The organism is Paenibacillus sp. MAHUQ-45, assembly GCF_058133325.1.
This window is the reverse complement of the sequence record NZ_JBYUPV010000004.1, coordinates 424,811-449,008: the sequence shown is the minus strand read 5'-3', so window position 1 is coordinate 449,008 and position 24,198 is coordinate 424,811. Positions and strand designations below refer to the sequence as shown.

The following is a 24,198-nucleotide window of genomic DNA, read 5'->3' as shown; positions in this document are numbered from 1 at the left end:
CATGAAGTCGCCTCGTTTCCACTGTTTGTAGGGGTACAAACACTGTAACGAACGGGCGGCTTTTTTTCTACCTTTTTTTGGCTAATCAACAGGCCTAGAAAAGATCCCGTTATTTTCACCCCTTAGCCTCGAAAACCATAAAAAGCGCCGGATTAACGGGACTTATTCCTGTTAATCCGGCGCTTTATGCCATTTCACGTTATTTAACAGGATAATTTCCTGTTAAATGCCGACTCAGAAGTTCTACTTTTGCAAAGGTAGAACGAAGGCCTCATTGGTTCTCAAGTCCGCGCCTTCCAAAGATTCAACTAATCGTCAGCACTGGAACGCCCTGCTCAGCTAAGTTGCCTAATCCGCTTTGGATTCAGCAGCGGCTTTAGACCGTTTAAGATCATTGGCCGCAGACCGGTTGCTGCGGCTGAGGCTTGTCCGCAGGCTGATGATGCCGAAGATACTCGTCGGCTTAGCCAGCGCGATGGTCGTCTCATCCGGCTCTGGCGCAAGGATAATGCCGAGCTGATGATGATCGCCATCATAGATAGCGGTCTGCAGGTACTTGCTCTCGCCTGCCCGGTTCTGCACCTCCAGCTTGCAGAACGCCGGGTTCTTGCGCAGCGCCTCATGTAGCTGCGCGGCTTCGGTCAACAGGACCCCGTTGACCTTAAGCAGGACCTCGCCGGGCAGGATGCCCAGCTCCTGCCCGGGGCTGCCCGGCAGCACGGCCAGCACCTTGCGGCCGTGCGGGGGATGCACGAAGATGGGACTGCTGCTGCGCTCTTCCAGAGCGCTGTACCAGTATAGCCCTTCGTGCAGAAGGATCGCTGCGAGCGCCGCGAGCAGTGTCAGCGGGCTCCACCAGAAGGCCAGCAGGCTGAGGCCCAGCAGGACGCCGCTGTAGATCAGCAGCCGCCCTGCCGTACGGGCGACTTTTCGCCCCGGCAGCAGGCTGTGCGTCATCTCGCTGAAGCCGATGATGACGGGCAGGGACACAATGCCCAGCCCGCCGCCCAGCAGCGGCTGCCATGGCAGATCACCAGTTCCGGCAGCAGCAGGAACCAGCAGGAACAACGGCAGTGGCCAGAACGCTTGCAGTTGGAAGCCACCGACGACCTTGCCACGCTTACCTTTCAGGAATAGCGGCGAAGCCAATCCGGGCCCCTGCCAACGTGCCAGCAGGGCCTCAGCGAGATGCAGCAAGGCGGCCAGCACCAGCAAGGCTGGAATGTCCATTTCCCGCAGACCGGTAACTAGAGTCCCGATTGTCCCTGTCTGGAAAGCATTCGGAAAGAAAGAAAATACGAATTGTATAATGCCTAATATGCCTATAGCATAGGCAAAACATAGATAACGGACACGAATCAGCAATAAAAGCAAAGTAACAATCCAAATACAGGCTACTGCTGGGCCAGAGATTGAAACACCCAGTAAAACAGCAGCAACGGATACCAGAAGCCCCATAACCAGGCCACTCCAGACCGTACGCCAGATTTCCTGACCCTGACTGTGCAGCTTCACATGAATGAGCTTCCGCTCCAAGGCTACCTGTCTTCGGTAATACAGAGCAACAAAGATAAGAGCAATATAGTAATAGGGCTGAATCAGCAAATTCAAAGCTGCCTTGCCCAAGCTTCCCAACAGTTCCAGCATCACATTCAACCGTTCGTCACGCTCCTTTTCGTCCGGCTACTACATTTCTCCTAAGTCAAAGAAAAAAAGAAGGCTGAATTCAGCCTTCTTACTTGTTCGACGATGCCGACTTGATTTCCTTCTGAATCTCTTCAATTCCCTTATTCCGTTGATTATCATTAGCCGGATTTTGGATAGCCTTGATTAGCGCCGCTTCCAGACTCTCCGCAGTCTTGGTATCGATAGAACCTGTGACTGATAGCTTGGCTGAGCTCTGGAATTTCTTCACCGCTTCTTTGGTAGCAGCGTCGAAGTATCCATCTTTGCGGCCCGGTTTATAGCCTAGCCCATCCAGCATAATCTGCGCATTCTTTACATCTGCGCTGTTCATGTTGTACTGCAGAGTCACGCTCTTGTTGATTGGAGCCACCGAGAAATAGTCTGGCTGAGACACTGCAATATCTGGCTTGATACCTTTGCCATGAATCCATGTACCGTCAGGTGTCAGCCATTTGGCTATAGTGATCTTCAGCAAACTGCCATCTCCAAGCTGCTTGTCGAAGCTGGTCTGAACTGTGCCCTTACCGAACGAGTTATCGCCGATCAGCTTGGCGCCTGCGGACTGCTGCAAGGCCCCTGCCAGAATTTCCGATGCGCTTGCGCTCCCTTTGTTCATTAGGACCACAACCGGATAGGCTTTGCTGGATCCTTTGGATTTACTAAGCTCACGATTTTTGTTCTTGTCTTCAACTTGTACAATGGTTTTACCTGACGGAACGAACTGCTCCGCCATCTGGATCACTACAGGTAGCACACCGCCGGGATCGTTACGAACATCGATGACCAGTCCCTTCATCCCCTGCTTCTCCAGTTTGTCCAGTTCTTCCTTGAACCGCTCTGCTGTGTTCATGGAGAATTGGGTCACCTCGATGACACCGACATTGCCCTTCTCCAGCTTGGCGTAGACGGTCTCCAGCTTCACATCATCACGAGTGATGGCAAACTCCAGCGGCTCTGCAGAGCCGGCACGCTGAATTTTAAGCGTAGCCTTGCTGCCTTTAGGACCGCGGATTTTGGCAACCGCCGCATTAAGTTCCAGACCCTCTAATGACTCGCCGTTAACGGAGAGAATTACGTCTTTGGCCTGAATACCTGCCTTTTCAGCAGGTGACCCTTTGATCGGCGACACCACGACAACTTTACCATTCTCCGAGGAGACTTCGGCTCCAATTCCGGAGAACGAGCCTTCGATGCTCTCCTCGAATTTCGCCGCCGTTTCTTTACCCATATAATTGGAATAAGGATCGCCCAGCGCTTCCATCATCCCATTAACAGCACCGTCGATCAATTTGTTCCGATCTACAGTTTCATAATAATTACTCTCAATCAATCCCAGGGCCGTGCCCAGCTTCTTGGCTTCCTTCTGATCCAGACCGCTGTTTCCGCTCAGCGCAGAGGATAATGCACCTTGCCCTGCAGCTTGTCCGGAAATTTGCATATAACCGGTCACACTCAGGGTCAGCAAGCTGCCGCACAGTAGGGCGGCGACCATCAAAAACGCCGCTGTGCTTTTCTTCAACATCAGTTCCCACCGTCCCTTCTTGTCCCTCTCTCGAACCTTGCGTTTTACCCGTTCAGCATAGAACGGTATCTCTTCCAGTATATGCCCTATGTCCAATTAATATTTATAAGTCCGGAAATTACAAGTACGGCATCGGATTAACAGGCTTACCGTCGATCCGAACTTCAAAGTGAAGATGGGGACCCGTGGAACGTCCGGTAGAACCGGACTCCGCTATGACCTGACCACGACTGACATGCTCACCGACTTTAACCTTGATTCCGCCATTACGAATATGGCCATACAACGTCCACATGCCGCCGCCATGATCAATAATCACACAGTTTCCATAACCGCTCCACGATTCCGCTACTATTACCGTACCGGAGTCTGCAGCATGGATACTGGTTCCCTGCGGAACAGCAAAGTCCGTCCCAGTATGCAGCTTGCCTACTTCTCCCGTAACCGGATGGGTTCGATAGCCATAAGGAGAAGAGATTCGCGCTCCACCTACAGGTCTCAAGAGCGGACCGTCTCCGCCTGCATACGCTGTATAGTTTGAAGACTCCGCAGCCTTTGCAGCCTTCGCAGCCGCCGCAGCTTTTTTCTTGGCCTCAGCCTCTCTGCGAGCAGCTTCTGCCTTGGCAGCGGCTGCCTTCCGCGCCGCTTCCTCCGCTTTAAGCTTATCCTTTTCCTTCTCTAACGCAGAGCGCTGACTAGCAAGCTCTACAAGCTTTTCGTTCTGTTCCTCACTGATATCATCCGAATCTTGAATTTCCTTGTCATAGTAAGCAATAAGTTCGTGCTTATCCTTTTCCTTCTCCTTCAACAGACTGCGCTGCTCCTCCAAATCGGTATACAGCTGCTTGGCCTGTGCGTACTTTCCTTCCAGCTCTTGCTTCTTATCGATGACAAGCTGCTTGTCCACCTTATGTTGCACCAGAAGATCCTGATCCTGATCAACGATCAGCTTTAGGGAATCCGCCCGGTCCAGAAAATCAGTGAAGCTATTAGAGGAGAGCAGCACATCCAGGTAGGAAACGGCTCCGTCCGTATACATAAGACGTACCCTGGACTCCAGAACCTTTTCTCGAGAAGCAATACGCGCTTCCGCCTCATCCAATTGAGCAGCCGTCTGATTCAGCGATTTCTCGGTATCGGCAATTTTCCCAGAAATCTCGTTCATCTTTCCTTTAACGATATCTACTTGCCCAAGCACATATTTCAAATTCATATTCGTCTTGTTCTTATAGTGCTGTGCTTCCTGATTGCGCGAAGCAGCTTTCTCTTGCTGCACTTTGGCGTCCTTAACTTCTTGCTGCAGCTTCTTGAGCTGCTTGTCGATTTCGGCGACACTCTTTTTGTTGGCAGATCCTTCAGAGGTTCCGAACATAGTGACAGTCAGCAATAATACGGCTAACCCGGCAGCAATCTTCTTCAACTCGCACTCCCCATCCTTTATCCAAAATCAAAAATTAAAAGCTTGGCTAGAACCTTAGCAATCTCGTTATACCTTCAAAAACTTGCGAATGGACACGGTACTTCCCCAAATACCAATCAGCATACCCAGCCCGACCAACAAGCCGCACAGGAGTAGCCAGATCTCACTGAACGGGATCAGCCTCAGCCCCAGCATTGGGTCACCCTGCACAGAAGACAACAGACTGCTGTAACCCGCGTAAAGCAGGCCCGAGGTAACCAGTGAACCAATTAATCCAATCAGTGCCCCTTCTATAAAGAACGGCCAGCGAATAAAATAATTTGTCGCTCCAACCAGCTTCATAATGCCGATTTCTTTGCGACGAGCCAAAATAGTTACGCGAATCGTATTGGAGATCAAGAACATGGACATCAGGCCCAATCCTGCTACAAAAATAAAACCAATATTGCGCACGGCACGCGTTACTTTAAACAGCGTCTCGATCGAGCCCTTTCCGTAATTCACCTTATAGATTGGTTGCTCTTCATGAGTCTCGTTCAACGCTTGGATCTTCTCAGCTACAAAAGGGACGGTAGTCGGTTCAATGACCTCTACTACCAACTTGTCCGGCAGCGGATTGTTGTCCTCATCGAAGCCTTCAAGAAGCTCGGCGGCGTCCGCACCCATATCTTCACGGAATTCCTTGAGTCCCTGTTCCTTGGAGACAAAAGTAATCTTGCTAACCTCCGGCATGCTACCAATCTCGTTCTCAACCGTCTCACGCAATTTCTGGTCGGTATTCAGCGCCAGATGAACATTGATCTGGACCTGGCTGTCCGCCTTATCCGCGATAGCGTTCACATTAAGTACAAGCAAAATAAAGACACCTAGAACGAACAACGAGACGACAATTGAGGTGATGGAGGCTATAGACATCCAGCCGTTGCGGAATACGTTTTTAAAGCCTTCCCGCACGTGTCGCAAGAAGGTCTTAAAACTCATAACCATATTCCCCTCTCACTTGGTCTCTCACGATGTTGCCGTTCTCGATGGCTAGAACCCGCTTGCGCATTTTATTAACAATGTCACGGTTATGCGTAGCCATGACGATTGTAGTACCACGGAAATTGATCTCGTCTAGCAGTTGCATAATGTCCCAGGAAGTCTCTGGGTCAAGGTTACCGGTAGGCTCATCCGCAATAATAACTGACGGATTATTAACAATCGCCCGAGCGATAGCAATCCGCTGCTGCTCACCACCTGAGAGCTGTGAAGGTTCCCGATTGGCTTTATTCTTTAGACCGACCAAATCTAGTACTTCATTGACTCGCTTCTTGATAATTTTCTTCGGAGCTTCAATAACTTCCATTGCAAAAGCAACGTTCTCGAAAGCCGTCAGCTTCGGAAGCAGCCGGAAATCCTGAAAGATTACGCCAATGTTACGGCGCACATAAGGGATTTTGCGCGGCTTGAGCTTGCCTATATTGAAACCGCCCACGGAAATCTGCCCTTTGGTCGGCATCTCTTCTCTATAAATTAATTTCATGAAAGTTGACTTCCCAGCACCAGACGGACCGACAACATATACGAATTCGTTACGGTCAATCTTGACGGACACGCCCTGCAGCGCATGAGTGCCATTGGGGTACGTCTTCCACACATCCTGCATTTCGATCACTCTATCACTTCCCGATTATGACATATTCCGCCGTGAAGTCTTCGACAGGGTCTAGCCCAGACTTCCATAAACTGCACTTTACAGCAGGCGTCTCTATTGTAACAAATCCGTTACCCCTTGAGTACCCGAAAGTTTTACATTGGCCGCACATATACTTGAAATATTACGGTTTTCTTAACCAATTCAACCCCTCAAGAGGAGATTCCTATGAAAAAAATTCACGCAGCCCTCATTGCATTAATCAGCCTTATACTGGCAGGTTCGCTAATCATTGGCGGACTTCATCTGTATACAAGTCAGCGCACATTACCTGAAGGAATCAACCTGGCTGGCTGGGAGATTGGCGGTATGGATATTGATGATGTCCGCTCCGGTCTTGAGCAGCGACTTCACGCACTCGAAGCCCTACCCCTTGTTCTGAAGGCAGACGGTGCTGCGGATCTTGCCCCCTCCCTGAAGCAGGCAGGGCTGACCTACAATGCCCCGGCTTTTCTGCAAGCCCTTCAGGAGCTTAAGGAAGGAAATCTGTGGGACCGCTTCAACGCCCGCCGCAGCTTTCCCCATAATTGGAGCCTGACCTATCGTTTGGACATCAAGCAGCTTAAAAATATCCTCAGCCCAGCATGGGAGAGGTCCTCCTTCGGCGTTCCGGTGGATGCAACCCGGGTTATTACCCCTGGCGATCAGGTGGTCTATACACCGGGAACCAATTCACTTGAAGTGAACTGGCCTGCCCTGGAGACTACATTGCAGGCCGCGGTTCCAACAGACCTCCAACAGCTGGAGGAGCTGCAGAGTACCCCACTGGTTCTGGAAATCCCCTTAAATGTGCTGGAGCCAGAGATAACCTTGAAAGATTTGAAGGATCAGGGGGTAGAACGTAAGATCACACAATTCAGTACTTCACTCGGCTCAAGTGGACCGGGTCGCACGCATAACGTAGATGCCGCTGCCAGAGCTGTTAACGGAACTATCCTCCCGCCGGGTGCTGTATTTGATTATGGCAAGGCCATTGAAAAAGCCCGCCAGGAGTATGGCTTCCGCGAGGCACCGGTCATCGTCGGCGGTAAGCTGCAACCCGGTACGGGCGGCGGGATTTGTCAAGTATCCAGTACACTATACAATGCTGCGCTGCGCACTGGACTTGAGATTGTGGAGCGGCGCAATCATTCCGTACCCGTCAATTATCTGCCAAAAGGACAGGATGCTACGTTCGCTGAAGGGTATATCAACTTCCGCTTCCGGAATAATACTGGCAAGTACATCATTATCCAAGCCGAGGTTCAAGGGCGTGCGTTGACTGTCAAGCTGTTCGGTACATTCCCCAAGAATGTCCGCTATGACATCCAATCAAAAACGGTGGAAATTCTGCCACCGAAGGATATTTTCGTCCGCGATACCTCCCTGTCGCCTGGTAGCTCCCGCGTAATCCAGCAGGGTAAAACGGGATATGTAGTCGAGACTTACATCACCCGCTATGTCGACGGCAAGGCCGCCGAGACTACCAGATTGTCCCGTGACGTCTACCCCGCACAGAAACGGCTGATCGCAGCCAATCAGCCCGGTGCGGGCCATTACCCGACACCAGAAGCGACAGAGCGGCCTTTCATGGAGGATGGCGTGCGCAGCAGCCAATAACAGCTATCAAAAAACGGCCGGACCCGCGAGGGTTCGACCGTTTTATTTTCATATTCGTGTACAGGCAGTCGGTCTGTTTTTACGGGTAAATTACGCAGAGAACCATCGCAGTTTACGATTAAGGAGTACAGTAGGAATACACCCGACTTTGAAAGGATGACTTAGAATGACTACAGCTATTCTCAACGATCTTGCAGGATTGATTCGTACTGAACCTGCTGTCTATGCTTCCCGCACTTGCCGCGAAACGCTGCGTGTGATGTTCCAGCATCCCGAAGCCAAAAGCATTGTCGTCTGTAATGCAGCCAACGAGCCATTGGGACTATTGATGAGCGAACATTTCTTCCTACGGGCTACCGGCCGAGTGGGCGCAGATTCCTTCTACAGCGAGCCAGTCCTGAAGCTCATGAACAAGACTCCGCTGATGTTCGATATTGAAGCCCCTCTGGAAACCGTGATGGCGGCGGCTACCAACCGTCCTACCGAATTCAAAGATGATTGCGTAATTGTTACCCGTAACGGAAAATATGCCGGCGTTGCCTATCCGTCCGATCTGCTCCGCTGCCTGCAGTAGAGCTTTTTTTATTTGTACTATCAAATTCTCCGCTCTCCACTCTAGTCTCTCTCTTAAAAAAGAGCATTCGGTGACACATCAATTCTCCAATATCCCTCTACCTTCTTCAGCTTCACAATTACATCCGTACTTGTCCCTTGATTCTTATAAGGAACTTTCAGTTCAAATACTGCGGCTAACGCATTTTTGGAGACCATCCGGGCGCTAGCCTTTTCAAAATCCAGCGATGACCCTAAATCCCTGTTCACTTGCGCCATCCTTCCTTCATGATCCATAAACTGTGACCGGGAATAGTAAACTGCTGCGTTGTGTGTAAACGCCTTTTTTAAATAATTCAGCAGTTTCTGCTCTGTACCAATGTCACTAGAGAGATAACGATATTCCTCGCCCTTATACTGAAAAATCTCCCGTTTGTAATCGCCCCCACCCTGGCTGGCATAGGAATAGATAGCCTTCGCATGTATTAGCAGTGGAATGATGCTCTTCTCGGTCAGATTGTTAATCGTTGCCGGACCTTCCTTGCCGGGTATCGAGGCCCCCACCGTTTTTACTAGATGGTTTGCGGTGGGTGTTGAAGCAGCCATCACCCCTCCTCCCGCCGACAGCAATCCCAGGGAAAGAGTCAATGTGCCAATCATCCATTTTTTATTCATCTTGTATTTCCTCCCTTTCAAAGCAAGTCAAAAAGTGCGCTTAAAGATGCTTATTACACCCCGTAAGCTAAAATACCCAATCCATCCCCCCATGAAAACGCTAATCGGAGCGTTCGACGTTTCATCTCATCTTGGGACTATGCTATGATTTGTGCTGGGAGGAGAATATACAATGGCTTTGATTGAATGTAGATTTTATTCGGAAGTGTTAGGTCTCAGCACCTCCATGACTGTAATTTTGCCGCAAAAGACAACCTCACAGATTGGTATGAGCAATGTAACGCGGGGTGAGCTGCATCCTACGCTGTACTTGCTGCACGGCTTGTCCGATGACGACTCCATTTGGCTACGCCGGAGCTCCATCGAACGATATGTTGCCGAAATGGGGATTGCTGTGGTGATGCCCCAGGTGCATCGCAGCTTTTATACGGATATGGCCGCGGGAGGCCAGTACTGGACCTTCATCAGCGAGGAATTGCCTGCGCTGGCACGTTCTTTTTTTCCGCTCTCGCATAAACGTGAGGACAACTTTGTAGCGGGATTATCGATGGGTGGGTATGGAGCATTCAAGCTGGGACTGCGCAAGCCCGAAAGCTTTGCAGCGGTGGCCAGTCTGTCAGGTTCACTGGATATGGTACAGTATTTAAAGAATACGGATGACCCGGCTGCCAACAAAGAGTATCAGATGATTTTCGGCGAAAACAGCATTGAAGGCACACCAGACGATCTTCTGTGGCTCTTGAAGGAATTGGATCAGTCCCAAGGACCGAAGCCTGCCTTTTATCAATGCTGTGGAACAGCGGACTTCCTTTACGAGAACAATCTGTCGTTCCGGGACGCTTGCCGCAAGACTTCCCTATCGCTGACTTATGATGAAGGCCCGGGAGAACATGAATGGGGTTATTGGGATGCCAAGATCCGCGATGTGCTGAACTGGTTACCACTTAAGTAAATAGATTTTTTTATGCAAAAAAAGACTGTCTCCCCCGTACTTCAGTAACTAGGGATAGACAGTCTTTGTCATGTTCAGGAATACTCGCGCCCCTCGTCAGGTCATCGGTAATAATAACCTACAAAATAGCGTTCCCGTGTTTTACAACCCATTCATTCGCCTCATGCAAAGCAGCTTCTGCCCGCTCGATGGCAGCCTTCACTTGTACGGTAGCAGTGCCGCCGTATACATTACGTGCGTTCACAACGGCTTCCGGCTGCAATACTGCATAGATGCTCTCATCGAACAACGGCGAGAATTGCTTGAACTCATCAAGCGTGAGATCCAGCAGGAACTTGCCCTCGTTGATACAATACAGCACCGTCTTGCCGATCACTTCATGCGCCTGACGGAACGGCAAACCCTTGCCCACCAGGAAATCGGCGATATCAGTCGCGTTAGAGAAGTCGGTGTTCACCGCTTCGCGCATACGGCCCTTGTTCACCTTCATTGTAGCGATCATTGGTGCGAACAGCTGCAGCGCCCCTGTCAACGTGGTCACCGTATCGAACATGCCTTCCTTGTCTTCCTGCATGTCCTTGTTGTAAGCCAGCGGAAGCGACTTCAGCACAGTCAGCAGACCAATCAGGTTGCCATATACGCGGCCTGTTTTGCCCCGTACCAGTTCCGGAACATCGGGATTTTTCTTCTGTGGCATGATACTGCTTCCGGTGCAAAACGCATCATCCAATTCGACAAAGCTGAATTCGGTGCTGCTCCACAGTACCAACTCCTCACTAAGCCGGGACAGGTGTGTCATTACAAGCGAAGCATTCGCCAGAAACTCTACGATAAAGTCGCGGTCGCTGACAGCGTCCAGACTATTCTCGTACACACTATCAAAGCCGAGCTGCTCCGCCACAAAATGACGGTCGATCGGGAACGTCGTTCCCGCCAGCGCACCCGCTCCTAGCGGCAGCACGTTGATCCGTTTGTAGCTGTCTGTCAGGCGCTCCGCGTCGCGGCGGAACATCGACACATAAGCCAACAGGTGATGGGCGAACAGAATCGGTTGCGCCCGCTGCAGATGCGTGTAGCCAGGAATAATCGTCTCTACATTATCTTTGGCCTGCTCAATCAACGCTTCCTGAAGACTGTGCAGCAGACCCACCAATTCCACCACCCGGTTGCGCAAATAAAGATGCATATCTGTCGCCACTTGGTCGTTACGGCTGCGTCCGGTGTGCAGCTTGCCGCCGACCGGTCCGATCTCCTCAATCAAGTGCTTCTCAATGTTCATATGGATGTCTTCATCCGATACCGAGAAAACAACCTCTCCCGCACGAACCTTATCCAGTACTTTGTTCAGGCCCGCCTTGATCGTCTCTACATCCTCCTGCGGCAGAATTCCGCATTTGCCCAGCATGGTCACATGGGCCAAACTGCCCTGCACATCTTCTTCCGCCAACGCCTTATCGAATCCGATGGATGCTGTATATTCTTCCACCAGCTTGTTCGTTCCTTTGGTAAATCTTCCACCCCACAGCTTGCTCACCTGTCGACTCCTCCTCTTTGGACGTCAGAGAGCCGCTCCTGTCCTTGCGGGAGGAACGGCCCACTGTACGGTCCGCTTGTCTGATTACTACTTGCACATAATGCGTAATCCTAACAAACTAATCGTTACTTACATTTAATCCACTCAATGCATCATCCTGCCAAAAGGGTCCGCAAGGGTTACCTACTGGCAACGTACACGATACACTCCACTTATTTATTCGATTCCGACACGCCAGAAGATACTTTAAGACGCAGAGCGTTCAGACGGATAAAGCCTGTTGCATCTCCTTGGTCGTACGCCTGTGTCGGATCAGCTTCCATAGTCGCAATCTCAGGGTTGTACAAGCTTACTGGGCTCTTCACGCCGGCACCGATAATGTTGCCTTTGTAGAGCTTGACGCGCACTGTACCTGTGACATTTTGTTGGCTCTCAGTAACCAGCGCTTGCAATGCCTTACGCTCAGGGGCGAACCAGAAGCCGTTATACACCAAGGTGCTGTAACGGGTGATCAGGCTGTCGCGCAGGTTCATGACCTCGCGATCCATTGTGATGGACTCCATTTTGCGATGCGCTGTGAACAGAATAGTTCCACCCGGTGTCTCATATACGCCGCGGCTCTTCATGCCGACAAAGCGGTTCTCGACCATATCCACACGACCGATGCCGTGCTTGCCGCCCAGTTCGTTCAGCTTCTCCATGACCTGAAGCGGAGACAATGACTCGCCATTGAGGGCTACACAGTCGCCTTTCAGGAATTCAAGCTCCAGATATTCTGCTTCATCCGGTGCATCCTCAGGCGCATTGCTCAGCAGGAACATTCCTTTGTTCTCCGGTGCGCTTGGATCAAACCACGGATCTTCCAGCACGCCGCTCTCATAACTGATGTGCAGCAGGTTGCGGTCCATGGAATACGGCTTCGCTGCCGACGCCTGTACCGGAATGTCGTTGGCTTCTGCATAAGCGATCATTTCCGCACGACCCGGGAACTGGTTACGGAATTCTTCCAGACGCCAAGGTGCAATCACCTTGATGCCAGGTGCCAATGCCGCAGCATTCAGCTCGAAACGAATTTGGTCGTTACCTTTACCTGTAGCACCGTGTGCAATCGCAGTAGCTCCTTCAGCAATAGCGATGTCTACCATCCGCTTGGCGATCAGCGGACGGGCGATACTGGTGCCCAGCAGGTACTGACCTTCATACAGGGCACCGGCTTGGAACATTGGATAGATAAAATCACTCGCGAATTCATCGCGCAGATCGTCGATGTACACCTTCGACGCGCCAGTAGCAAGCGCTTTTTCCTCCAAGCCATCCAGTTCTTCCTTCTGGCCGATATCGGCTGTGAACGCGATGATTTCCGCATCATAAGTTTCCTTCAGCCATTTCAGAATGACCGATGTATCAAGTCCGCCGGAATAGGCGAGTACAATTTTTTCCTTAGCCATGAACAAGCAACTTCCTTTCGTGTGGGCTATATAAGATGTAGTGAATGCGAATACCGTTGAAGCCTCGTGTCCGGTCGTAACTGCGCGGAATGTTTGGACTTCCGATCGTTGTTATCATCAGATTTCTATGTTTAAGCCGCATGCTGCGGATGAAATCTGATGATAAAGACGACCGCTGACGCTTCTCCAGTTCCAAACTTCCACTACGTTACTTCTCCACTAGGATCAAGATACTTCTATCCACTCCATCTTATATAGATAATTATATTTTAAATAAGATCTATTTCCTTAACCCATCAGTGTAGCCATTAGCGCTTTCTGCGCATGCAGGCGATTCTCCGCCTGATCAAAAATCACCGAGTTCGGGCCGTCGATCACACCTGTGCTCACTTCTTCCTCACGGTGTGCTGGCAGGCAGTGCAGGAACAGATAGTCGCTTTTCGCACCCTTCACTAGCTCCTCATTAACCTGATAGTCCTTGAACGCCGCTTCACGCGCCAATTGCTCGGCTTCAAAGCCCATGCTCGCCCATACATCTGTGTAAATAACATCGGCGTCCTGCACCGCTTCCTGCGGGCTGGTCGTCACTACGATCTCTGCGCCAGTCTCCTTGGCGATCTCGCGAGCCTCTGCTACTACCGCTGCATCTGGCTCATAGCCTTGCGGTCCCGCTACAGATACATGCACGCCCAGTTTGGCTCCGCCGATGAGCAGGGAATGGGCCATGTTGTTGCCGTCTCCGATATAAGCCAGTTTCAAGCCTTTCAGGCGACCCTTGTGCTCATATACAGTCTGGTAGTCCGCCAGAACCTGGCAGGGATGCGCTAGATCACTCAGGCCGTTGATGACCGGCACAGAAGCGTACTTTGCCAACTCCTCGACCTTGTCATGACCAAAGGTCCGGATCATGATGCCGTCCAGATAACGGGACATCACCTGCGCTGTATCGCTAACAGTCTCACCACGTCCGAGCTGAATGTCATTTTTGCTCAGGAACAGCGCATGTCCTCCAAGCTGATACATGCCAACCTCGAACGATACGCGAGTACGCGTAGATGATTTTTCAAAAATAAGACCGATCGTCTTGCCCTTCAGCGGCTGATAGACCTCGCCGTTCTTCTGCTTCCGCTTCAGTTCAATCGCCAGCTCAATTAGGTACGTAATCTCCTCAGGGCTGTAGTCATTCAGCTCCAGAAGGTCGCGCCCTTGCAGCTTCTTGGCAATATCCTGTGCTTCACTTGGTATAACCTGATTCATGAACTAGGCCTCCCCGTTTGCTTCTGTAGCATAAGTATGAATGAGTTCCGAAAGGATGTCCACCGCCTGATCGATTTCCTCTTTACTGACATACAAGTTCGGAAGCAACCGGATGACATTAGGTCCAGCTGTTACGAACAGCAGTCCTTTTTTCTGTCCAGCCAGCACAATATCGCCTACAGGACCCTTGCATTCAATACCGATCAGTAGACCCTTACCGCGAATTTCAGTGATAAAAGGAATGTCTGCCAGCTTTTCTTTCAGTTGTCCGACCAAATAGCTGCCCGATTCCGCCGCACGTTGCGGCACATCATCTTCAAGCATCGTCTCAATAGTCGCTGACATCACAGCTGCCGCTAGTGGTGTCCCCCCGAAAGTAGTCGCATGACTGCCCGGCGAGAACGCTTCGCGCAAGTAGCCTTTGCCCAGCATCAACCCTGCCGGGAAGCCGCTCGCCACGCCTTTAGCCAGCGTGAAGATGTCCGGCTCAATATTGTAGTGCTGATGACCGAATAGTTTGCCGGTACGGCCCATTCCAGTCTGCACCTCGTCGACAATCAACAGTAGCCCGTGCTCTTTGCACAGTGCCGCCACTGCTTCAAGGAAGTCCGGTTGCACCTCAAGCACGCCGCCTTCCGCCAGTATCATTTCAATCATGATTGCTGCTGTATGCTCGCCGATTGCGGCCTTCAGCGCAGACAAATCATGCAGCGGCACGGTTTTGAAGCCTGCCGGCAGTGGCAGGAAGCCTTCTTTGACCTTTTGCTGCCCGGTCGCGGTCAGTGTTGCCAAAGTGCGGCCATGGAAGGATTGCTCGAAGGTAATAACCTCATAGCGGTCCACACCCTTGATCTTTTGCTGATAACGACGCGCCAGTTTGATCGCCGCTTCATTAGCCTCTGCGCCACTGTTGCAGAAGAAGACCTGGTCTGCGCAGCTATTCTCGGTAAGCAGTTTGGCTACTTTGTCCTGTCCCGGAATATGAAACAGGTTGGAGACATGCCACAGTGTATCGATCTGCTCTTTCAGCTTGGCGCCAACTTTCTCTGGAGCATGACCTAAACTGGTTACAGCCAGTCCGGAGGTGAAGTCCAAATACTTGTTCCCTTTGTCGTCCCACACCCAGCTGCCCTTACCTTTAACGAGGCTGATATCAAATCTCGCATAGGATGGGAACACCGCGCTCAACTTATCTGTCGATGTCGCTTGTCCTGTAGCGTCTTCTACTGCTTTACCATCTTCTACTTCTGTAAGCTTGCTCATTCCATTGTCACTCTCCTGTCATCTGCGCCGCTAAGGGGCTGCCTATTTATGGTGAACTTGAATCTGTCCAAGAGTACATCTACTGCTTTATCGGACGATGCGCGTTCCTAGCGCTTCCCCCTGTAAAACACGCCCCAACACATGGGGCTCCTTACCATCCACAATAACCACTTCAGACACACTGCCCTGGATACAGTCGATCGCAGCACGAACTTTGGGAATCATTCCGCCATAGATTTCGCCGCTGGCAATTAACGCTTCAATTTCCTGTACCGTTACCGATGGGAGAACTACTTTCTCCCCGTCTATTGTCCGCATAATACCAGGAACATCAGTCACTACGATCATTTGCGGTGAATCAATATGGGAAGCCACAGCTCCCGCTGCCGTATCTGCATTAATATTGTAACGCTGGCTGCCAGCATCCACCCCGATCGGGGCAATCACAGGAATATAACCCAAGGCGAGGATACCCGTCACAATCTCTGCCTTCACCCCGGTTACTTCTCCGACCAGCCCTACCTCGGCGCTATTCGCTACCGGACGAACGGTAATCAAGTTGCCATCCACGCCGGACAATCCAAGCGCAAGCCCCCCGCTGCCTTGAATTCGACGTACGATGGCCTTATTAATGCTGCCCGCCAACGTCATCTCCACCACGTCCAGCACTTCCTCTGTGGTCACTCGCAGACCATTTACAAAGCTACTCTCGATGCCTAGCTTCGTCAGGTTCTCGGAAATAGCCGGACCGCCTCCATGAACGATCACAGCCTGAACCCCGTCCGCTTGCAGGTCTCGCAGCTCCTCAAAGAACGAATCCGGAAGTGCCGCTAGCGTACTGCCACCACATTTCATCACGAACAGTCGATCAGCTTTATTGTCCTGTATAACTCTATCGGTTGCATTCATTACCATACCCGTGTCCCTCCCTGGAGCACTTTAGCATTCAGCAGCCATGCCCGCAGGGTTAGGTGCGGTATGCAGCATTAATGCGCACATAATCATAAGTAAGATCACAGCCCCACGCAGTGGCCGTTCCCTCTCCATCATGCAGCTTTACTGTAATCACTACCGTGTCACTCTTCTGCAAGTAGACCAAAGCCTGCTCTTCATCAAAAGCAACCGGCTTGGATTGCAGCAGCACCTCGATCTCACCGAGCGAAATATCCACCCGTTCCGGTGAGACCGGAACTCCGGCACGCCCCACAGCAGCAATAATCCGTCCCCAGTTCGCATCCGCGCCGAAAATCGCCGATTTCACCAAACTGGAACCGACCACCGTCTTCGCAATGGCAGCAGCAGCATCGTCATTCACTGCCCCGCTAACCTGAACCTCGATCAGCTTCGTTGCACCTTCACCGTCACGAGCAATCGACTTCGCCAGACTCTGGCACACATGCGTAAACGCAGCGGCAAAGTTATCCCAATCCGGGTGCGACCGGTTCAGCTTACTATTCCCTGCAAGTCCGCTAGCCATCGCCACAAGCATATCATTCGTACTAGTATCGCCATCTACCGTAATCATATTAAAAGTAACATTCGTCGCAGCGCGCAGCAGATTCAACAAATCCTCACCGTCAATGGCGACGTCTGTAGTCACAAAGCCGAGCATCGTCGCCATATTGGGATGAATCATCCCGGAGCCCTTCGCGGCACCGGCAATCACGACCTCTACACCGCCTACCGATACTTTTACGCAGCACTCTTTTTTCACCAAATCAGTAGTTAAAATCGCTTGGCAGAACTCTTCTGCTCCGGCAGCCTCTCCATTCAGCTTCTCTGGCAATCCAGCAATCCCGCTCCGCACAGCATCCATCTTGAGCAGTTCCCCGATCACGCCAGTCGAAGCAACGGCCACATTCTCTTCCGCCACATTCAGCTGACGGGCAGCAGCAGCACGCATCTCATACGCATCCGCTTCACCCTGTTCTCCTGTACAGGCATTGGCATTACCGCTGTTCACCACAAGCGCCTGCAGCGTTCCATTCACCAAGCTTTCCCGCGTCACCTTCAGTGGTGCGGCCTGAAATACATTCGTTGTATATACCCCTGCTGCCGTAGCGGGCACCTCACACAGGATGGCGCCGAGGTCGTTGCGGTCTGTTTTTTTCAAGCCACAGTGCAAGCCTCCGGCTTTGAAGCCCTTGGGTGTTGTGATGCTGCCGTCTTCCACGACGGTATATGTTTGCTTCTCGCTCATCGTCTCTTTTACCACTGAACTCTACGGATACACAGGTGTATAGCCGAGGCCAAGGGTTTCCTCCCATCCCATCATCAAATTGAGGTTCTGTATTGCCTGCCCTGCTGCACCCTTCACGATGTTATCAATAACGGATACGATCGTAATGCGCCCGGTACGGGGGTCTGCCGCAAAGCCAATATCACAATAATTAGAGCCGCTAACTTCCTTCGTCGCCGGAATCACTCCCGCGTCCCGCACACGCACATAAGGTCTGCCTGCATAATACTTACGATATAAGTCCACAAAATCCTGCTCCGTATATTGCCCGTTCATTCCCGCATACATCGTGCTCATAATGCCCCGTGTCATTGGTACGAGGTGTGTGGTGAATGTTACCGTAACGTCTTTCCCTGCTACGTCCGTAAGCGTCTGCTCAATCTCTGGAATATGTTGATGTTTGTTGATTTTATAAGCTTTGAAATTCTCATTCATCTCTGAAAAATGCACCATCAGGCTCGTTCCACGACCTGCTCCGGACACCCCTGATTTGGCATCTATAATGATGCTGTCATGCTTGATCCAGCCCGCTTCAATTGCCGGAACCAACCCCAGCAGCGTAGCCGTAGGATAACAGCCGGGATTGGAGATAAAATCAACGCCTGCAGCCCGCTCTCCATACACCTCGCAGAGTCCGTAGACCGCCTGCTCCAGATAAGCCTCGGCCGGTGCCGGATGCTTATACCACTGCTCATAAGCTGCACCGTCCTTCAAACGGAAATCACCAGACAGATCCACAACCTTGAGTCCTGCCTCAAGCAGCTGTGGGACCAACTTCGCACTTACCCCAGACGGAGTAGCTGTGAATACAACATCCGCCTTCTTAGCGATCTCTCCTGCATCCACACCGTCCAGCCTTCGCTCCACTACCCCAGTCAAATGCGGGAAACCTTCTTCGATAGGCACCCCGGCGCTAGATGAGGAAATCACTGATGTAATCTCCACCTTAGGATGGCTTTGCAGCAGCCTGATCAGCTCCACGCCTCCGTATCCCGTTGAACCCACAATTGCCGCCCTCAGCTTGCTCTCCACCGTCATCCCCACTCTCTGCTTGATGTTACTACTCTAATCTATCTGGTCGTGCCTGATATTAAACTTAATGTATAGCCGCTCTGAAATATGTATTATTATACGACTCAATTAATATAAATACAACATATTAAGTTAACTTTGTACAGTTATTAGGTATAAAAAAAGAAGCGCGACTCCCCGCGCAGGGGAGTTCACGCTTCTCTTTTAAATCCTTCGCCCAGGACTTCATGGGCTTCCGTAATGATTACAAACGCCCCCGGATCGACCGAGCGAACGATCGCTTTAAGTCTTGTGATTTCGTTCTGGCCAACCACAACCATCAGCACTGTGCGATTGTCACCTGTATATCCACCTTGAGCGTTCAATTTCGTCAGACCACGGTCCAGATCATTTAGTATCGCCTGGGAGATTTCCTCTGTCTGCTCCGAGATAATATAGGCAACCTTGGTATAGCTAAAGCCGACCTCCAGCGCATTAATGACTCTACCCGTGACGAATAAACCGATCAACGCATACATCGCCTGCTCCATGCCGAGTACAAAGGCGGCCAGTGTAATTACCGTGCCATCCAGTATTACGACTGACATTGAAAAACTCAGACCAGAGAATTTCTGAATAATCTGGGCCAGAATAGACAGCCCGCCTGTTGAGCCACGACCTCGGAACACCAATCCAAGACCAAGACCTACCCCAATCCCTCCATATATGGAAGCAAGGAGTGGATTAGTAGTCGGAACGGGACCATCTTTGGTCAAAAAAATAAACAACGGCAGCACAAAGCTGCCCAGCAAGGAGCGCATTCCATATTGCTTGCCCAGCAATACTACCCCCAGCACGAACAGTGGAATATTCAGTGCCCACTGGGTAAAAGCAGGCTCTGCCCCAAACCAGGCTTCAGCCAGTACGGATAGACCGGACACCCCTCCAGAAGCGATCCGGTTTGGCAGGAAAAACAAATTAAACGCAAGCGCCGTAATCAGCGACCCCAACAAAATCAGTCCTACATCCACTGCATGGCGCAGGGGTCCATTCAACGGAATGAACGGCGGCTTATTGCGCGAGTTGATCTTTTGCATGAAAGGCTCTCCTTCAAAGTAACTTTATCTTTTCTCTTGACGCCAAAAATTCCTACGCTTCCGAAGATGCGTAGGAATTCATTTATACTTATTCTGCTTCAGTCTTGATCTGGCTGCGCAAATATCCATCAACAAATGCGTCCAGATCGCCATCCATTACAGCACCCACGTTTCCTGTTTCCACGGAAGTGCGGTGATCCTTTACCATACTATAGGGATGGAACACATAGGAGCGAATCTGGCTGCCCCAGGCAATATCCGACTGTTCCCCTCGGATTTCATCCAGCTGTTGTTGCTGCTCTTGCAGCTTGCGCTCATATAACTTGGAACGAAGCATTGTCATCGCCCGTTCCCGGTTCTTGATCTGGGAACGTTCATTCTGACAGGTCACAACCACACCGGTTGGTATGTGCGTGATCCGCACCGCCGAGTCTGTCGTATTGATGTGCTGACCCCCGGCACCACTTGCCCGGTAGGTATCGATTTTGAGATCCTCTGTACGGATCTCAACTTCCACATCATCAGAGATTTCCGGTACCACATCACAGGATACGAATGAAGTATGCCGTCTGCCGGAGGAGTCAAAAGGCGAGATACGCACCAAGCGGTGTACGCCCTTCTCTGCCTTCAAATACCCATAAGCGTTAAAGCCTTTGATTAGCAAGGTCACACTCTTGATGCCTGCCTCATCACCCGGCAAGTAATCAAGTACCTCGACCTTGAAGCCGCGTTTCTCTGCCCAGCGCGTATACATCCGCAGCAGCATTTGTCCCCAATCCTGGGACTCTGTACCGCCTGCACCCGGGTGCAGCTCCAGAATCGCATTCATCTTGTCGTACGGCTGGTTCAGCAGCAACTGCAGCTCGAACTCATCAACCTTAACGACCAGAGCGCGGATATTGCCGGCAACCTCCGCCGCAAGCTCCTCATCGCCCTCTTCATCGGCGAGCTCAGCCATCATTGCAGCATCATCATAATCCTGCTGCAGCTTCTCATACTGATCTACCGAAGACTTAACAGCATTCATCTCAGCGATAACGCCCTGAGCCTGCTCGCTATCATCCCAGAACCCGGGAGCTGCCATCTTCTCTTCGAAGTTGGCAATCATCTCTTGCTTGAGGTCTAAGTCAAAGAGACCCCCTAAGGTTGGTTAATTTCTTGCCAATTTCCCGCAAGTCCTGCTTCACATTTGGATCTATCATATGTCACTTCACCTTTCAAAAATGAGTTGCCGGCCTGGCTTATTTAAGTACATGCTTGGTGAATATCGGCCATTCCGAGATTATTGGACTCCGATCGCTGTTATCACCAGATTCCATCTATTACACTGTATTGCGCAGTAAGAATCCGGTGATAAAGGCGAACGCTGACGCTTCTTCAGTTCCAATAACCTCTACATTAAATTTCACCAAAAAAGCACCCAAAAGAGCGGCCGGCCGTAACGGAAAATCCCCGGGCCCAGCCGCTCTTTGCTGTTACATGCCTAGAGAACGTATAAATTATGCGTTCTGACCGTGGCAGTTCTTGTATTTCTTACCGCTTCCGCAAGGACAAGGATCGTTACGACCGATCGCTTCTTCCACATGCACCGGACGCTTCTCAGCCGGCTCACCGTTAGTGGAGATTTTATCTTCTTCCACTACGGATTGACGTTCCTGATTGGCCTCGATGTGTGCCTTCATAATATAAGTCGCCACTTCTTCCTGAATGTTGGCGGTCATTTCATTAAACATTTCGAAACCTTCGAACTGGTATTCACGAAGCGGATCTGTACCGCCGTATGCACGGAGGTGAATCCCTTGACGCAGTTGATCCATCGCATCAATATGATCCATCCATTTGCTGTCTACGGAACGAAGTACGATAACCTTCTCGAATTCACGAACAAGCTCTGAGCCAAGACGTTCTTCGCGGGCTGCATATTTCTGCAGTACACGATCGAAGATATAGTCTGTGATCTCCTCAACTTCTTTGCCCCACAGATCATCGCGAGTCAATGTGCCTTCATCCAGCAGTTTGCTGTTCACATAATCCGCGACTTCCTGCAGTTCCCAGTTCTCAGGAATATCGTCGCTACAATGGGCATGAACTACGCGGTCAATGACCGGTTTGATCATTTCCATTACAACATCCTTGATGTCTTCAGATTCAAGAATCTCACGACGCTGCTTGTAGATGATTTCGCGCTGTTGGTTCATAACATCATCGTACTGGAGAACCACTTTACGGATATCAAAGTTATTGCCTTCTACCCGTTTCTGAGCAGACTCGACAGCACGAGTAATCATCCGGCTCTCAATCGGCTGATCTTCTTCGAATCCAAGACGGTCCATCATGTTCAGTACATTGTCTGCACCGAAACGCTTCATCAGCTCATCGCCAAGTGACAGGTAGAACTGTGTTGAACCCGGGTCGCCCTGGCGTCCAGCACGTCCTCGAAGCTGATTATCAATCCGCCGTGATTCATGACGCTCTGTACCAATGATATGCAATCCACCGAGTTCAGATACACCTTCACCCAGAATGATATCTGTACCACGTCCCGCCATGTTCGTAGCGATCGTAACCGTACCCGGTTGTCCCGCATGAGAGATAATTTCTGCTTCCGCCGCATGATGCTTCGCGTTCAATACTTGGTGTCTGACACCTTTGCGCTTCAGCATTTCGGAGAGAAGCTCGGAATTCTCGATGGATACGGTACCTACCAATACCGGCTGATTCTTCTTGTGACGCTCCACAATCTCAGCTACTACGGCATTGAACTTGCCGTTCTCGGTCTTGTAAACTACATCCGGCATATCCTGACGCTGGTTTGGCTTGTTCGTTGGCACCTGAAGAACCTCAAGACCATAAATCTTCTTGAACTCCTCTTCCTCAGTCTTGGCCGTACCAGTCATGCCGCCGAGCTTCCGGTACATCCGGAAATAGTTCTGGAAAGTAATCGTCGCTAGCGTCATGCTCTCGTTCTGTACTTGAATTTCTTCCTTCGCTTCAATCGCCTGGTGCAGACCGTCGCTGTAACGGCGGCCAGCCATCAGACGGCCCGTGAATTCATCGACAATGACAACTTCATCTTCGTTAACGACATAGTCCACATCGCGGCGCATAATTACGTTCGCCTTAAGGGCCTGAACGATATGATGGTTCAGCGTTACATTGCTGTGGTCATACAGGTTTTCTAAGCCAAAAGCACGTTCAGCCGTAGCCACACCTTTTTCAGTCAAAGCAACGGATTTCACCTTGATATCAACTGTGTAGTCTTCTTCTGCCTTCAATTTCTTCACAAACCGGTCAGCCGCATAGTACAGCTCTGTCGACTTCTCAGCTTGTCCCGAAATAATCAGCGGTGTCCGTGCTTCATCCACCAAGATGGAGTCCACTTCGTCAATGATACAGAAATAGAGCGGACGCTGTACCATCTGCTCTTTATAGAGCACCATGTTATCCCGCAGGTAGTCAAAACCAAACTCGTTGTTCGTACCATACGTGATATCGCAAGCATACGCCTCTTGTTTATAAGCATGGTCCATGCCGCTCAGGTTCACCCCGACCGTCATGCCCAAGAAATTATAGATTTGTCCCATTTCAGCACTGTCGCGCTGAGCCAGGTAGTCATTCACCGTAACGACGTGAACGCCTTTACCGAGCAGTGCATTCAAATAAACAGGCAATGTACCTACAAGGGTCTTCCCTTCACCTGTTTTCATCTCGGAAATACGGCCCTCATGCAGTGCCATACCCCCAACCATCTGTACGTCATAATGGCGCTTGCCCAGCACCCGCTTGGAAGCTTCACGAACCGTAGCAAATGCTTCCGGAAGAAGCTCGTCCAGAGTAGTACCTTTCTCGATCCGGGCCCGGAATTCTTCTGTCTTCGCTTTCAGTGCTTCATCGGAAAGCGCTGCGAAATCCGGTTCCATTCCATTAATGATTTCGACTGTTTTCGAGAGTCGTTTAACATCACGATCATTAGTATCGCCAAAAATTTTCTTTACAAGTCCTAGCATGGTTAACCCCTTTCATGCAACACAGATGGTGGAACCTTAGCCCATCCCCACTTAAATTGAAAGGGCCAAAATGCAGAATCGATTCCGCTGCTTCATAAATTGTAACAGTTTGTAAGAGATGCCGCAATACAAGCAAATACTTGGCACATTTTCATACATAACTATATATACGCACAAGAGCCCTATTCGCTTCACGCGAATAAGGGCTCGTTTAATTTTTTTACATCTGACTGATCATTA

Annotated in this window: 19 protein-coding genes; 3 read left to right on the top strand and 16 right to left on the bottom strand. The window is 50.7% G+C overall.

Annotated features, from left to right (window positions below; translation table 11 throughout):
- Positions 1–348 precede the first annotated feature (348 nt).
- The 5 genes from AC3Y23_RS12740 to ftsE all read right to left on the bottom strand — a co-directional run bounded on the left by AC3Y23_RS12740 (position 349) and on the right by ftsE (position 6,285).
- Positions 349–1,656, bottom strand: a complete 1,308-nt coding sequence (locus AC3Y23_RS12740) for a PDZ domain-containing protein (RefSeq protein WP_379199335.1) — start codon at positions 1,654–1,656, stop codon at positions 349–351.
- 79 nt (positions 1,657–1,735) lie between these two features.
- A complete protein-coding gene (locus AC3Y23_RS12735) occupies positions 1,736–3,208 on the bottom strand; it encodes a S41 family peptidase (protein WP_379199333.1) in 1,473 nt (490 codons plus the stop codon).
- Between the two features lie 118 nt (positions 3,209–3,326).
- Positions 3,327–4,628, bottom strand: a complete 1,302-nt coding sequence (locus tag AC3Y23_RS12730) for a murein hydrolase activator EnvC family protein (RefSeq protein ID WP_379199331.1) — start codon at positions 4,626–4,628, stop codon at positions 3,327–3,329.
- A gap of 66 nt (positions 4,629–4,694) precedes the next feature.
- The gene (gene ftsX, locus AC3Y23_RS12725) at positions 4,695–5,609 is read right to left on the bottom strand and encodes a permease-like cell division protein FtsX (protein WP_379199329.1); all 915 of its coding nucleotides are present in this window, start codon (positions 5,607–5,609) and stop codon (positions 4,695–4,697) included.
- On the bottom strand, positions 5,599–6,285 hold the full coding sequence (ftsE, locus tag AC3Y23_RS12720; RefSeq protein ID WP_066378748.1) for a cell division ATP-binding protein FtsE: 687 nt from the start codon (positions 6,283–6,285) through the stop codon (positions 5,599–5,601). The genes ftsX and ftsE overlap by 11 nt, the downstream gene beginning before the upstream one ends.
- Before the next feature lie 207 nt (positions 6,286–6,492).
- Between ftsE and AC3Y23_RS12715 the strand changes: the two genes are divergently transcribed.
- Together AC3Y23_RS12715 and AC3Y23_RS12710 are read left to right on the top strand one after the other, a co-directional pair.
- The gene (locus AC3Y23_RS12715) at positions 6,493–7,923 is read left to right on the top strand and encodes a VanW family protein (RefSeq protein WP_379199326.1); all 1,431 of its coding nucleotides are present in this window, start codon (positions 6,493–6,495) and stop codon (positions 7,921–7,923) included.
- Positions 7,924–8,089: 166 nt separating this feature from the next.
- Entirely contained in the window at positions 8,090–8,497 is a 408-nt protein-coding gene (locus AC3Y23_RS12710) for a CBS domain-containing protein (protein WP_379199324.1), read from the top strand.
- Positions 8,498–8,550: 53 nt separating this feature from the next.
- On the opposite strand, the gene AC3Y23_RS12705 is transcribed toward AC3Y23_RS12710, so the two are convergent.
- Entirely contained in the window at positions 8,551–9,150 is a 600-nt protein-coding gene (locus AC3Y23_RS12705; protein ID WP_379199322.1) for a DL-endopeptidase inhibitor IseA family protein, read from the bottom strand.
- A 172-nt stretch (positions 9,151–9,322) separates the two neighbouring features.
- On the opposite strand from AC3Y23_RS12705, the gene AC3Y23_RS12700 reads away from it, so the two are divergent.
- A complete protein-coding gene (locus tag AC3Y23_RS12700) occupies positions 9,323–10,102 on the top strand; it encodes an alpha/beta hydrolase (protein ID WP_379199319.1) in 780 nt (259 codons plus the stop codon).
- 118 nt (positions 10,103–10,220) lie between these two features.
- On the opposite strand, the gene argH is transcribed toward AC3Y23_RS12700, so the two are convergent.
- From argH to secA, 10 genes are all read right to left on the bottom strand, one after another.
- Positions 10,221–11,636, bottom strand: a complete 1,416-nt coding sequence (argH, locus tag AC3Y23_RS12695; RefSeq protein ID WP_379199317.1) for an argininosuccinate lyase — start codon at positions 11,634–11,636, stop codon at positions 10,221–10,223.
- A 212-nt stretch (positions 11,637–11,848) separates the two neighbouring features.
- Positions 11,849–13,084: an argininosuccinate synthase gene (locus tag AC3Y23_RS12690; RefSeq protein ID WP_379199315.1), complete on the bottom strand. Its 1,236-nt coding sequence runs from the start codon at positions 13,082–13,084 to the stop codon at positions 11,849–11,851.
- A gap of 288 nt (positions 13,085–13,372) precedes the next feature.
- The gene (gene argF / locus AC3Y23_RS12685) at positions 13,373–14,341 is read right to left on the bottom strand and encodes an ornithine carbamoyltransferase (RefSeq protein ID WP_379199312.1); all 969 of its coding nucleotides are present in this window, start codon (positions 14,339–14,341) and stop codon (positions 13,373–13,375) included.
- A gap of 3 nt (positions 14,342–14,344) precedes the next feature.
- Complete coding sequence (gene argD, locus AC3Y23_RS12680; RefSeq protein WP_379199310.1) at positions 14,345–15,604, bottom strand: acetylornithine transaminase; 1,260 nt, start codon at positions 15,602–15,604, stop codon at positions 14,345–14,347.
- An 87-nt stretch (positions 15,605–15,691) separates the two neighbouring features.
- Complete coding sequence (argB, locus tag AC3Y23_RS12675) at positions 15,692–16,519, bottom strand: acetylglutamate kinase (RefSeq protein ID WP_379199308.1); 828 nt, start codon at positions 16,517–16,519, stop codon at positions 15,692–15,694.
- A 52-nt stretch (positions 16,520–16,571) separates the two neighbouring features.
- Positions 16,572–17,804 (bottom strand): bifunctional ornithine acetyltransferase/N-acetylglutamate synthase, encoded by a 1,233-nt coding sequence (argJ, locus tag AC3Y23_RS12670; protein WP_379199306.1) that lies wholly within the window; start codon positions 17,802–17,804, stop codon positions 16,572–16,574.
- 21 nt (positions 17,805–17,825) lie between these two features.
- The gene (gene argC, locus AC3Y23_RS12665) at positions 17,826–18,875 is read right to left on the bottom strand and encodes an N-acetyl-gamma-glutamyl-phosphate reductase (protein ID WP_379199366.1); all 1,050 of its coding nucleotides are present in this window, start codon (positions 18,873–18,875) and stop codon (positions 17,826–17,828) included.
- A 191-nt stretch (positions 18,876–19,066) separates the two neighbouring features.
- Positions 19,067–19,951, bottom strand: a complete 885-nt coding sequence (locus AC3Y23_RS12660) for a YitT family protein (protein WP_379199303.1) — start codon at positions 19,949–19,951, stop codon at positions 19,067–19,069.
- An 88-nt stretch (positions 19,952–20,039) separates the two neighbouring features.
- A protein-coding gene (gene prfB, locus AC3Y23_RS12655; protein ID WP_379199301.1) for a peptide chain release factor 2 occupies positions 20,040–21,153 on the bottom strand; the annotation gives its coding sequence in 2 pieces (ribosomal slippage) (positions 20,040–21,080 and positions 21,082–21,153; 1,113 coding nt in all).
- A 297-nt stretch (positions 21,154–21,450) separates the two neighbouring features.
- Positions 21,451–23,958: a preprotein translocase subunit SecA gene (gene secA / locus AC3Y23_RS12650; RefSeq protein ID WP_379199299.1), complete on the bottom strand. Its 2,508-nt coding sequence runs from the start codon at positions 23,956–23,958 to the stop codon at positions 21,451–21,453.
- Positions 23,959–24,198 lie beyond the last annotated feature (240 nt).

What these genes read in the sequence shown, in the direction of transcription:
- AC3Y23_RS12735 (WP_379199333.1), bottom strand. Translation starts at nt 3,208, where the DNA reads ATGTTGAAGAAAAGCACAGCGGCGTTTTTGATGGTCGCCGCCCTACTG.
- ftsX (WP_379199329.1), bottom strand. Translation starts at nt 5,609, where the DNA reads ATGAGTTTTAAGACCTTCTTGCGACACGTGCGGGAAGGCTTTAAAAAC.
- AC3Y23_RS12715 (WP_379199326.1), top strand. Translation starts at nt 6,493, where the DNA reads ATGAAAAAAATTCACGCAGCCCTCATTGCATTAATCAGCCTTATACTG.
- AC3Y23_RS12710 (WP_379199324.1), top strand. Translation starts at nt 8,090, where the DNA reads ATGACTACAGCTATTCTCAACGATCTTGCAGGATTGATTCGTACTGAA.
- AC3Y23_RS12705 (WP_379199322.1), bottom strand. Translation starts at nt 9,150, where the DNA reads ATGAATAAAAAATGGATGATTGGCACATTGACTCTTTCCCTGGGATTG.
- AC3Y23_RS12700 (WP_379199319.1), top strand. Translation starts at nt 9,323, where the DNA reads ATGGCTTTGATTGAATGTAGATTTTATTCGGAAGTGTTAGGTCTCAGC.
- AC3Y23_RS12690 (WP_379199315.1), bottom strand. Translation starts at nt 13,084, where the DNA reads ATGGCTAAGGAAAAAATTGTACTCGCCTATTCCGGCGGACTTGATACA.
- argF (WP_379199312.1), bottom strand. Translation starts at nt 14,341, where the DNA reads ATGAATCAGGTTATACCAAGTGAAGCACAGGATATTGCCAAGAAGCTG.
- argD (WP_379199310.1), bottom strand. Translation starts at nt 15,604, where the DNA reads ATGAGCAAGCTTACAGAAGTAGAAGATGGTAAAGCAGTAGAAGACGCT.
- argB (WP_379199308.1), bottom strand. Translation starts at nt 16,519, where the DNA reads ATGGTAATGAATGCAACCGATAGAGTTATACAGGACAATAAAGCTGAT.
- argJ (WP_379199306.1), bottom strand. Translation starts at nt 17,804, where the DNA reads ATGAGCGAGAAGCAAACATATACCGTCGTGGAAGACGGCAGCATCACA.
- AC3Y23_RS12660 (WP_379199303.1), bottom strand. Translation starts at nt 19,951, where the DNA reads ATGCAAAAGATCAACTCGCGCAATAAGCCGCCGTTCATTCCGTTGAAT.
- secA (WP_379199299.1), bottom strand. Translation starts at nt 23,958, where the DNA reads ATGCTAGGACTTGTAAAGAAAATTTTTGGCGATACTAATGATCGTGAT.